Annotated in this window: 10 protein-coding genes; 2 read left to right on the top strand and 8 right to left on the bottom strand. The window is 53.0% G+C overall.

The window, feature by feature from the left end; all coding sequences use genetic code 11:
* Positions 1–3: 3 nt before the first annotated feature.
* Together phnH and phnG are read right to left on the bottom strand one after the other, a co-directional pair.
* Positions 4–636, bottom strand: coding sequence for a phosphonate C-P lyase system protein PhnH (phnH, locus tag PsW64_RS10475; protein ID WP_063303540.1), 633 nt, complete (start codon positions 634–636; stop codon positions 4–6).
* Between the two features lies 1 nt (position 637).
* Entirely contained in the window at positions 638–1108 is a 471-nt protein-coding gene (gene phnG / locus PsW64_RS10470; RefSeq protein ID WP_063303588.1) for a phosphonate C-P lyase system protein PhnG, read from the bottom strand.
* Between the two features lie 184 nt (positions 1109–1292).
* Here phnG and phnF point away from each other — a divergent pair, with 184 nt between their 5' ends.
* Positions 1293–2045 carry a phosphonate metabolism transcriptional regulator PhnF gene (gene phnF / locus PsW64_RS10465; RefSeq protein ID WP_208980710.1) on the top strand — a complete coding sequence of 251 codons (753 nt, stop codon included), beginning with the start codon at positions 1293–1295 and terminating at the stop codon, positions 2043–2045.
* Between the two features lie 8 nt (positions 2046–2053).
* Here the strand turns inward: phnF and PsW64_RS10460 are convergent, their stop codons facing one another.
* The 5 genes from PsW64_RS10460 to PsW64_RS10440 form a co-directional block, all read right to left on the bottom strand.
* Positions 2054–3607 (bottom strand): CYTH and CHAD domain-containing protein, encoded by a 1554-nt coding sequence (locus tag PsW64_RS10460; RefSeq protein WP_063303538.1) that lies wholly within the window; start codon positions 3605–3607, stop codon positions 2054–2056.
* Between the two features lie 197 nt (positions 3608–3804).
* Positions 3805–4551, bottom strand: a complete 747-nt coding sequence (locus PsW64_RS10455; RefSeq protein ID WP_057461877.1) for an FCD domain-containing protein — start codon at positions 4549–4551, stop codon at positions 3805–3807.
* Positions 4552–4698: 147 nt separating this feature from the next.
* Positions 4699–5682, bottom strand: a complete 984-nt coding sequence (locus PsW64_RS10450; RefSeq protein ID WP_063303537.1) for a TRAP transporter substrate-binding protein — start codon at positions 5680–5682, stop codon at positions 4699–4701.
* Positions 5683–6016: 334 nt separating this feature from the next.
* Positions 6017–8242, bottom strand: coding sequence for a heavy metal translocating P-type ATPase (locus tag PsW64_RS10445; protein WP_063303536.1), 2226 nt, complete (start codon positions 8240–8242; stop codon positions 6017–6019).
* Between the two features lie 270 nt (positions 8243–8512).
* Complete coding sequence (locus tag PsW64_RS10440) at positions 8513–9391, bottom strand: LysR family transcriptional regulator (RefSeq protein ID WP_063303535.1); 879 nt, start codon at positions 9389–9391, stop codon at positions 8513–8515.
* A 98-nt stretch (positions 9392–9489) separates the two neighbouring features.
* Here PsW64_RS10440 and PsW64_RS10435 point away from each other — a divergent pair, with 98 nt between their 5' ends.
* The gene (locus PsW64_RS10435) at positions 9490–10827 is read left to right on the top strand and encodes a serine hydroxymethyltransferase (protein ID WP_063303534.1); all 1338 of its coding nucleotides are present in this window, start codon (positions 9490–9492) and stop codon (positions 10825–10827) included.
* On the opposite strand, the gene PsW64_RS10430 is transcribed toward PsW64_RS10435, so the two are convergent.
* Positions 10819–11721, bottom strand: a complete 903-nt coding sequence (locus PsW64_RS10430) for a LysR family transcriptional regulator (RefSeq protein WP_063303533.1) — start codon at positions 11719–11721, stop codon at positions 10819–10821. The genes PsW64_RS10435 and PsW64_RS10430 overlap by 9 nt on opposite strands.
* Positions 11722–11749: the final 28 nt, after the last annotated feature.

Genomic DNA, 11749 nt, shown 5'->3' with positions numbered 1-11749 from the left:
GAGTTAAGCCTCCAAACCGGTGATTTTAGTGGAGCGAGGCAGGCCTGCGACCTGATTGGTTCCAGCAAAAATGATGTCGATGCCGAGTGGGTAGAGTGTGCTGTTGTCTTGCATCTGCTGCCAGAACATTGCTGGTGCGGGAGCGAAGCTGAACTGCTTCTCGGTCTTGATGCCTGGACCTTTCAGCGTGATACCGTCGTCTTCGGTGAGCTCATCGACCATCAAAACGAGCGTGGTTGAGCGGTCTGGATATTCCGCATTGCCAGCAGCAAAGCTTGCAATCGCAGGGAGCAGTTTTACATCCGAGACCAGCGCAAAAGCGGCTTCTGCAGGGCTTTCAACGAAGGGTGCTGCCGTGTGGAAGCGGATGTAATTCTTGACGGTTTCATTGGTTGCGAGCGCAGGACCCAGCCAGAGCGGTGTGTCATAATCGCAAAGTGTCAGCACGAGCGCTGTTGCGGCTACAGACAGTGGAGCAGGAGGGCTAAGTGTGAGATTGCCCAGCTGTTGCACAGTGCCCGGTTGTGCCAGTGCGTTCATGGCGGAGCGGAAGACGGACTGGGCGTCGTGGACTGGATCAGCCAGACCCGGAGCAGGCGCTTTGGCGAAGATTGAGGAGGCTGTTTGCGTGCTCATATTATTCTCCCCGGACCATGGTGAAGAAATCAACCTTGGTGGCGGCGACTTCAGCGCGTGTTTCGTTTTCTGCTTGTTCTTGAGCGGCGGCCAATGGCTGAAGAACCTTTGTCTTAACGAGATCCCGGTGTTCTGGTTGTTGCCATAGGGCGTCAATGAGAGCCGCCTGTAAGACTTTTTGTTTTTCGCGGCCAAGGGCTTGACCGAAACCGGTGGTCCCGTCGTCCAAAGCTATGACGCAGCGAGTGACGGTTGCTTCACACATGTTGAAGGGAGCGCCGGTGCCACCAGCGCGGCCACGGACCATCACGAGCCCGATTTCTGCCGGGCGAATAACGGTATAGCTCGGCTCTAAACCGATGTTTTTCCAGGCTTTTGCGAGGTCTTGCGCTGAGGCCTTTGCCAGAATGCCCATAGCATTCTGCCTAGCTGCAATTTCCGGTGATTGCTCTTTGAGCGAACTTGCCGTCATTTCAGCCCCTTTAACTTTCAGGAACACGCTGGTTCTCTGGCATTGTGTGGTGACGCCTTGCGGGTTTGTCGAAAGATTGGGTCCGCGCGTCTGAATTCGGTTGCTAAGCTAGAACTAATGTTGTCTAGTTGTATAGACAAATATTTTGCTCGCCAACTGATTAGTGTTGTTTCATGACGAAGACATGACGAATGCGATGAAATTTGATTTCTCTCCTGTTGAGCGACGTGCGGGCGTTGCCATGTGGAAGCAGATTGCTGAAGTGCTGCGCTCTGAGCTTTCGCGAGCTGAGGTTTCTGAGGGGGAGAAAATCCCGACAGAACAAGAGCTTGCACATAGCTTTGAGGTTAACCGCCATACTGTTCGGCGTTCGATTTCCACTTTGATCGAAGAGGGTTTTTTACGTTCAGATCAGGGGCGGGGGACCTTTGTTGCCAAGGCTCCGCTGGTCTATCCCATCGGTCCGCGCACGCGCTTTTCGGAGAACTTGTCGGGTCAGGCGCAGGAGGTTTATGGGGATATCTTCCGCACGACCGAAGTGATTGCAGATGCTTACACATCCGAACTGTTGGAGATTGAACCAGGCACTGCACTGTTTAAATGTGAGTCTGTGAGTTACGCAGATGGCACACCAATTATCGCAGGAACGCGCTGGTTTGAAGTGTCTCGCTTTCCCAATCTACCTTCAGATTTGAATGAGACCAACTCGATCACCAAGATCATGGAGAAGTATGGTTTCGGCGATTATCGGCGCCAGGAAACCCGGATTACGGCGGCGCTTTGTAGTGCGCATAATGCGGAGTTGCTTAAGATCTCCGAGGGATCGCCTGTGCTGATGATGGAATCTATCAATGTGATCGCGAGTGGAGCACCTATACAAATTGGTCGTGCCTATGTGGCTGCTGACCGGATGCACCTAACCGTCAGAAATGACTAGGCTTTTGTTTAGAGCCAGTACTTGGGTGCTTCTACGGCGGCGTTCCAACGTTCCTGCGCTTCCAGCCATGCATTGTCTGCTCTGGCCTGATGCCAACCGGCGACAAAACCGATGACCGTTGAAACTTCGTTATTTTGTAAGGACTGCGGAAGCTTCATTGCGACCAGACGGTCAGCCATGGCCACATCGTTGAGGTAGCCGAAGGTATTTTGAAGGCGTTTCAGGCACTTAAGGAAGATACGAAGATCTTCTGGTTCATAGAGAGAGCGGAAGAACTCAACCGTATAACGCAGTTTTTTGAGTGATTTGCGGAGGTCATGACGCTGCTCGATGGTGAGGTCCTGCAGGTTCTCGGCCCGTTTTTCGCAGGCCTTCCAACGCTTGGACAATGCGTTTTGGGCGAAGGTTTGAATTGGTAGGTCCAGTTTCCTGAACTCGCTTAGTCCCAGATTCTCTTTCCAAGCTGAGCTGTGTGCCAGTTCTCCCAGTTGGAGTAGGAAGCCGTTGAGCTTTGGATCAATCAGCTCCTGTCTCAGTTCAACCTGAGCTTCCACATGTGCCAGTTGAATGGCTTCAAAGAGCGGTTCGACTGAGTGCGTGTCTGGCAGTAACGGGATAACCGGTGTGATGATATCTTCCACCAGTACATCGATATCTCTTTGATTTCCTGCAGTTGTTGCCAGTTGCTTCGCGGAGATATCCAGCGCTGCGATGGTTTCGTTGCCCGGGAAAGCTGCTTTGTAGATATTGAACGCACTTCTTAATCTACGCAGTCCGACACGTAGTTGGTGCGGGCCTTCAGAGATATTTTGCTGAAGGACGCAAGAACGGTTGGCAACAATCTGGTTGAGGCATTCGCTGAGGATTTTTTGGAAGGCTGAGCCTGCGTTGTCTTCGGGTTCCAACTCTATGTAGTTGGAGTGAAGTGCTTCTGAGGGCAGCTCAGGTGGTTCACCACTTGCCAGTCGATAGCCAATGCCTGCCTTGTTGCTGCTGGAAAACAGAATTGGTCGATCTTTCATGAGTGCGCCTGCCAGTTTGTACAGGCTTTCGACCGGGCCTTCCATCAGCTCCAGCTCTACTTCATGGATCGGATGCTCTTTAGTGTCTGTTTTGGCTATGCCGGAATCCAGAGCCACTTCAATCTTCGCACCAGCTTTATCTGTATAGTAGGTCAAAGTGCGCGTGATGGCGGTCTCGAACAGAATTCTCCACTGCTTGCCCTCAAGCAGAGATAACAGCTTCTGCTTGATTTCATTATCAGAAATCACATGGAAGTCTGGCTCAATTCCGGCTATGGGCAGTTCCAGCTCAATCCGTTTGGAGAGCCCGGACTGCATGCCGCCGCCTTGCTTGATGGTTTGTAGCCAGTTGGTGCCGTTGTGGCGCGTGCGCAGCGAGATACGGGCTTTTTTGAGCGTGTGGTCCGGCGTGTCGTAATACACGGAACGGAGACGTTTCACGGATTGCTCACTGACCGCAAAGCCCTTTGGTGGTTTTGCTTTGGCCAGTTGCTCCAGAGTTGTTTCGTCTACAGAAAGCTTAAGCTCAATCTCGTGCATGATTGCCGGGCCACCCTATGCACAGCGTGCGAAGTGGAAGCTTGTTCCATCCCACTCTTGTTGATTTTACGTAGTAAACATCTCGCGAACACATCCGCCTGTAAAGGGTGCAAAACGTCTATGGGAATTTATCAAAGATATAATCCCCATTTGGCAACGGTACTATGAATTGTGCTCTATTAATGCCCGTTGGCGGGTTATGCGGGCGTTAGTGGATCCTGCTGGAACAGGTATGCATCAAAGGCTGGATCGTCTACGTCTGATAAATCCATCAGGCGTTTCTTGACGTTCTCAAGGTGTTGCCACATCGCCTGTTTTGCTGCTTGCGGGTCTCTTCGCTTCAGGGCGTCGAGGATGTCCTGATGGTCGTTGAGCCACTCTTCGCGGTATGTGTTGTCGAAGATGCGTTCGTGCAGCTTATCCCACATTCTGGAACGGGTGCGTTGCTGCCAGAGGTTTCTGACCATATCGACCAGTACCGAGTTCTGGGTGGCTTCTGCTATGAGCAGGTGGAATTCCTCGTCCGCTTCATATCCACCGGAGCCTTTTGCCAGGTCTTCGCGCTCACGCTCCAAAGCATCGCGCATGCGCAGGATATCGGCTTTGGTGACCATGGAGGCTGCGAAGGCTGCGATGTTGCTTTCCATAAGCTGGCGTGCCTGAAGGAGCTCAAACGGGCCGATGTCTTCCAGATTTGAGGTGGGAGTAACTTGCTCTGCATCCGGCAGGCGTACAACGTAAGTGCCTGATCCTTTGCGCACATCAATCAAGCCTTCGATCTCAAGCATGATCATAGCTTCGCGCAGGAGTGAGCGGCTGACGTTCATTTCTTCAGCAATCTGGCGCTCCGGGCGCAGGCGATCTCCAACCTTGAATGTTCCGTTGCCTAACTCTTTGCGCAAGACTTCAGCTACTTCCTGATAGCGGCGACGCTGACCATCCATTTCGCTCATTCTCCCATGCCTGCGCGGTTTGGCGGATTTTTAGTGATTGCTGCACGCTTAAGATACTAAATAAAGCAGATTTGCAAGCGAGACAAAAGGCCAGAGATTTGCCTTGTTACTCTGGCCTTTCTTATTCCATTAGAAGGCTTATTGGGTCAATGCTTTGATGCGTGTGATCAAGGAGCCAACTCTCTCAGATTTTTCCGCAGCTTCTGCATGCATTGGCAAAACAGCTTCGATGAATGGTGCTTTATCCACCTCAATGAACTTCACATTAAGCTCGGATTTTGCCTGCTCGATGTGCTTCTTTGTCATCTCATTCCACTGGGCACGATGGAAGTGCATGGAGGACTTGGCAGCATCACGAATTGCTGTTTGTTCGTCTGTGTTTAACGAATTCCAGACTGTGGTTGAAATGACTACGATGGACGGGATCATTGTGTGGCCGTCATCGGAATAAACCTTGGAGACTTCGCCATGACGGGCTGTGGTCAGCGCCAGTGGGTTATTCTCTGCGCCGTCAACCACGCCTTGCTGCAGTGCGCTGTACAGTTCGCCCCAGGAGATTGGGGTTGGGCTGCCGCCGAGCAGCTCTACCATGCGGATTGCGGAGGGGGATGGTTGGACGCGGATCTTCATGCCTTTGAGATCAGCTGGAGAGTGAATCTCTTTGTTGGCGTAGAAAGAACGGGCACCTTCCACGTAAAAGGTCAGACCAATAAAGCCTTTGTCTGCTGACGCTGCGAGGATGTCGTCACCGATTGGGCCGCTGAGAACATCGAAATAATGGTTCTCGTCTACGAAGATGTAAGGCAGGTTCAGCGCTGAGTATGACTCTTCAAAGGCTTCCAGCTCGCTGGCGTTGGTTTTGGCCATTGCGAGGGTGCCTTCTTGCACTAACTCCATGGATTCTCTTTGTGTTCCCAATGCGCCATTGCCGTAGATGCGGATTTTGAGAGAGCCGCCGGTGGCTTCTGCAACTTTGTCTGCCATGTGCTGCATGGAGATGTGCAGAGGATGCTCTGGTCCCTGATTGTGGCTGAGTTTCAATGTCTTCGCGTAGCCGAATGAAGTTGTTGCAAGCAGAGCTGCACACAGAACTGTGGCTTTGGCAATCTTTCTCGTAAACATACACTTCCCCCCGAGTGATCGCAGCGAATGTATTCGTGAGATGAAACTATAGAATGCTGAGGCTGCGATATGTAATGGAAAGAATTGGATGGATTTGAGGAGTTGTCAAACCATTTTATATATTGGTTGACCTTATGAAGAGCTAATTCATTTTCCGTCTAACTGAATTATTTATACTGAATCAGCTTGATATCAGAATAGAAGCATTAATCTTCACTTTTGCTATCTTATGATTGGTCGGAGTTCTTCTAAGAAGTAGTTGTATTGGTCAACCATAAGACGAGAGGGTACAAAAAGCCCCTGAACTTGTCATTCAGGGGCCTAATTGATGATATCAGCTCATGTTTTTCGGTTTCCAGCGCCGCAGCAGCATGGCGTTGGTAACCACGGAGACAGAACTCATGGCCATGGCAGCTCCTGCGATGACAGGGGAGAGCAATCCCAGTGCTGCCAGCGGAATGCCGATGATGTTGTAGATGAAGGCCCAGAACAGGTTTTGTCTGATTTTTCTGAGGGTTGCCTTGGAGATGTCCAGCGCCGCCGGGATCATCTTCGGCTCGGAACGCATGAGTGTGACGCCTGCGGTTTCCAATGCAACATCAGCGCCGGAGCCCATTGCGATGCCAAGGTCTGCAGCTGCCAGAGCAGGGGCGTCGTTGATGCCGTCGCCGACCATGGCAACTCTATAGCCTTGTTCTTTCAGGTCATTTACGACTTCGTTCTTACCTTCTGGCTGAACGCGTGCCTGGAATTCGTCAACGCCGACCTGATCTGCGATGTTTTTTGCCGCGAGTTCGGTGTCGCCGGTGATCATCACTGTGCGAATGCCTTGTTTCTTAAGGGATTCTACAGCCTCACGAGCGGTGTCCCGTGCTTGATCAACAAAGGCGAGAACACCGATTGCACGATCACCAAGGGCGACTGTGACTGCGGTTTTACCTGAGGATTCATAAGTCTTTACAAGGCCGTCACCCATCATGGATGGGGCGACATTCAGGTCTTTCATCAGGGCCGCATTACCGATGGAGACCTGCTGGCCAGTAAGCTCCGCAATCAGGCCTTTGCCGGGGATAGCTTTGATGGAGCGTGGGCGGGTGAGCTTAAGGTTGCGCTCTTCCGCAGCGCGGATAAGTGCGCTTGCAAGGGGATGCTCACTGCCCAGCTGGATGCTGGCTGCGATTGTGAGCAGGCGGTCGTCATTGCGGTCAAACGCCTGAGCATCCGTCAGAACTGGCTTGCCGATGGTCAGCGTGCCGGTCTTATCGAAGAGGATGGTATCGACCTTATGAGCGCGTTCCAATGCTTCGATATCGCGGATAAGTATGCCCGCCTTTGCAGCAGCACCGGTGCCCGCGACCAGTGCTGTTGGGGTAGCAAGTCCCAGTGCGCACGGGCAGGCGATGACGAGGACGGCGACCGACGCGCTGACGGCTGTTGTGACATCACCGGAGTAAAGCATCCAGCCAGCGAAGGTTGCGAGGGCGATCAGCACGATAACGGGAACAAAAATAGCTGCGACTTTGTCGACTAATTTTTGTAGCGGTGCCTTGGAGGCCTGTGCGCCTTCAACAAGGCGGATAATCTGGGCTAAGCGTGTTGATTCACCAAGGGCAGTGGTGCGCACAAAAATTGCGCCTGCTCCGTTGATTGTTCCACCGGTTACCTGATCACCCTTGTTTTTGTGTACGGGGAGGTTCTCACCGGTGAGCATAGATTCATCCAGCTCGCTCTCGCCCTCTTCAATCAGGCCATCGGTTGGAACGCACTCGCCGGGTTTGATAACAATGTAATCGCCGAGGCGCAGGTCTGAGATGCTGACGGGGATAATCTTATCGCCAACGATTTTGTTGGCTGTGGTTGGGCGCAGAGCAATCAGAGAACGAACAGCCGCGGAAGTGGAACGTTTCGCCCGTATTTCCAGATACTTACCCATCAAGATGAGGGTGAGGATGACAGCGGATGCTTCAAAATAGAGGTCTGTCGCCTGCGCCTGCGCGGCGAAGAAGACGTTATAAACGCTGTATAGATAAGCGGCAGATGTGCCTAGCGAAACGAGGACATCCATGTTGGCGCCGCCATGGCGCAGGGCTGCAAACGCACCCTTGTAGAATCGTGCTCCGACGAAAAGTTGGATTGGCGTTGCTAATGCAAACTGCAGCACGCCAGAGAGCTCGAATTGCACGCCAAACGCCATCAAAACCATTGGAATGACTAGTGGAATCGCAAGAAGCGTTGATAGCGCGAAAAGTTGAAAGGTTTTGCGTTCTTCTGCGTCGCTGTGTGCTTCGCGCTCTTCAAAAGCCTTCTTTGCTGCTTCTGCCTCGTCCCGGCGCTCCTTTGCCTCAAAACCAGCTGTTGAGACCACATCCACCAGATCATTCGCAGCGACCTGAGGCAGGTGTTCTACCTCTGCCATTTCAAGTGCGAAGTTGACGGTGGCTTTGACCACACCTTCGGTTGCCTGGAGTGTCTTTTCCAAGCGAGATGCGCAACCTGCACATGTCATTCCGGTGATGTCGAGTTTGACGGTTTGGGCTGCAGAGGCTGAGGGTGCGTTCATCAGAGCTATCTTCGGTTGCCGAGTTCAGACCCTCAGGACTTATTACCATTGGTGAGGGCGGGTCAAGAGGTTGTAGAGAGGGTAAATACGCAAGCTCTCCTATGTGATGTAGTCGTGTTGTGATCCTGATCGCAGCCAAGACCTCAGCCTGATCATTTTTGCAGAGAACACATAGGGTTTTGCGCTGTTTGACCTCTCCCCGGTCCTTTGGTGCGGAAAGGCGCTCTGTGGATAGTCACGTAATGGGAACGAGAGGTATCTGATCGAAGGCTATGCCAGCAGGAGTGAGATGATCTGGGTGATCTCTTTTGATGGGGTTGGCAGGCTGGCGCATTCCAGGATGAGGGATTTTCCGGTTGGTTGCCATTGTGTAAAAGGGGCTTGCAGGTCACCTTTCTTGAGAGACGGTTCGACAAGGGCTTTGTGACCCATGAGAATGCCGGCACCGTTTTTCGCTTCTTCCATTGCGATGGCATAGAGGGAATAGTTTGGGCCATTGCTCAAGCCGTCCAGACTTGGTGCGTTTGCGCTGGCCCAGATCTGCCAGTCTTCTGCCCAGATCACATCATGGAGGAAAGTTTTTGTCTCAAGGTCCTGTGGTTCTTTCAAACTCTCTGCTGTTGCAGGTGAGCAGACCGGGGTGATGAGATCTTCTGAGATGATGCGTTCCTGAGATGTGCCTTTGGGCTTGCTGATGAAGATGGAGAGGTCGTAGATCTCGCGGTCCAGATTGGGCGGTGTTTCCAGTGCGATGACGGAGATGTTCGTCTCTGGCAAAGCTTCTCTGATTTTAGGCAGACGCGGGGAAAGCCAGAGTTGGGCGACGCTTGGCAGGGCGGCGATGTGAATGGTTTTGCGGTTGGTTTTGGCACGTAGTTGCCGGACTGCGTTGCCCAGTTCATCGAAGGCTTTAGAGAAATGCGGAGCAACTTCCAATCCCAGTTCTGTCAGGTGGACACCTTGAGAGCGGCGCTCAAACAGGTCTGCGCCAACCCATTCTTCCAGTGCTTTGATATGCTGCGAGACGGCGCCGGGTGTGACGCTCAGTTCTTCTGCTGCATTAGCAAAACCACCGAGGCGGGCGGCTGCTTCGAACGCGCGGAGAGCGTTGAGAGGCGGCCCTTTGGGACGGGAAGGAGAGACTGACATGGCTTAGCCTTAGTTTTTCTAGGCCAATAATTACATATTCTGGTTTGCGCTCTCAAGCGTTCTGTCCGCACACTCCTCTCAGCAATTGGGAGGTTGTGATGGTTTTAGCGAAACGAAATTGGGTTCCGGCTGAATGTGAAGGGCTGGTGCAGGAGGTTGCGCAGCGGACGCAGGCTCAGAGTTCTGCGGTTCTTTTGGGGCGGTTGGATGCGTTGGCATCTCAGAACAGGGAAATTCATGAGGATCAGTGCTTCAACCTAAACCCGGCCACGAATGTGATGAACCCAAGGGCTGAAGCGTTTCTGGCTTCTGGCATCGGTTCTCGCCCGTCTCTTGGCTATCCTGGCGATAAATATGAGATGGGGCTGGAAGCTATTGAAGAGATTGAGGTGATTGCGGCTGAGCTGAGCGCGGAAGTGTTTGATGCGCAGTATGCTGAGATCCGGGTTCCTTCCGGTGCTATCGCCAATCTTTACGGGTTTATGGCGACTTGTCAGCCGGGAGATACGATTATCGCACCTCCGGCCTCTATTGGAGGACATGTGACACACCATATTGCGGGCTGTGCGGGGCTTTATGGACTGCGGACCGTGCCTGCTCCGGTGAATGCGGATGGCTACACCATTGATGTAGAGAGGCTCCGTGAGCTTGCTAAAGCGGAGAAACCAAAGCTGATCACAGTTGGGTCCAGCCTCAACATCTTTGAGCATCCTGTGCGGGCTATTCGTGAGATTGCGGATGAAGTGGGTGCTAAGGTGATGTTTGATGCGGCGCATCAATGTGGGATCATTGCCGGCAAAGCCTGGGCGAACCCGTTGGATGAAGGCGCTCATTTTATGACCATGAGCACCTACAAGAGCCTTGGCGGGCCTGCGGGTGGACTGATTGTCTCCAATGATGCTGCGTTGGTTGAACGTATGGATGCCATCGCGTTTCCGGGGATGACTGCCAACTTTGATGCAGCGAAGTCTGCCGCGCTGGCGGTGACCATGCTGGATTGGCGGGATTACGGGCGAGCGTATGCTGCTGAGATGATTGCTCTTTCAAAAGCTCTGGCACAGGCCCTTGATGCAGAGGGCATTCCCGTGTTTGCCAAAGCGCAGGGCTTTACGCAATCACATCAGTTTGCTGTTGAAGCAGCTTCGTTTGGGGGAGGGCAGGCGGCTTCCAAGAAACTCCGTAAGGCTGGATTCCTTGCCTGTGGCATTGGCTTGCCGATTGCTGAGGTTGAGGGAGACATGAACGGGCTGCGTATCGGGACGCCTGAGCTGGTGCGTTGGGGTATTGGTACCAGCCATGCGAATGAGATGGCACGATTGATTGCAGCTGCTTTGCGCTCTGACCAGCCCGCGCAGTATCTACCTCAGGTTTCTGCATGGCGTCAGCAGTTCAAGAAACTGCATTATGTGATAGCCGAAGAGCCGGTGTCAGCCTAGCAATTGTTTGCTTGAGAGCGTGTCCGCCAGGAGGTCGAAGACCAGGCGGATGCGTTTTGAGGTGTGCAGTTCGCGGTGGGTTGCTAGCCAGAAAGGCACGACGAATGGTTCAAAGCTTGGCAGTACCTGTTCGATTTCCGGGAACATTTCCGCGATCTCCTTGATCATGACGATGATGCCGAAATCGTTTCTGACCAGTTGCCACCCCACCAGCCCACTTGCGGTTGTTAGTTTGAAATTGCTTTCTGTGAGTGGCAGGCCTGACTCGGTGAAGTACTTGAGGAACTTGTCTGGCCTATCGAAGGCAATGAATTCGTGGTTTGCCATGTCATTGGCCGACTGTGGACGGCCCTTGCGGTTCAGATAGGTTTTGCTGGCGTAGAAGTGGGCGGTGGTTTCTCTTACAAGCCTTGCAGTCAGGTCTGGTTGCTCCGGGCGGACATGGCGGATGGCGATGTCTGCTTCGCGTTGCTGTAAATCACTGACGGAGTTGGTGGCGATAATCTCCACGTGAATGCCGGGTGCGATCTCGCGCAATTGCTTTAAGATTGGCGTGAGGAGGAAGGCAGAAGCGGTGTCACTTGCGCTGATGCAGACGGTTCCGTCGATCTCCTGAGATTGGCCGGAAGCTGCCAGTGAGATGCGGTTGGCGGCCTCTCCCATGGATTTCACATGCTCCAGCAGTTCAAAGCCTGCCTGTGTGAGGGTGAGAGAGCGGCCAACACGCTCAAACAGTGTTACGCCGAGGGCTTCTTCCAGTGCGGAGACCTGTCTGCCCAATGTGGGCTGGGTGAGGCCGAGGGCTCTTGCCGCAGCCGAAAGGGAGCCTTCCTCTGCTGTTACGAGGAAAGCGCGGGCCTGATTCCAGTCGAATGAGACGCTCTGCCAATTCATGCATATTTGTATAACTCAACTGCGAATT

Source organism: Pseudovibrio sp. W64 (genome assembly GCF_001623145.1).
GTDB lineage: Bacteria > Pseudomonadota > Alphaproteobacteria > Rhizobiales > Stappiaceae > Pseudovibrio.
Note: the sequence above shows the minus strand (reverse complement) of the source record. Positions and strands in the feature narration are given on the sequence as shown.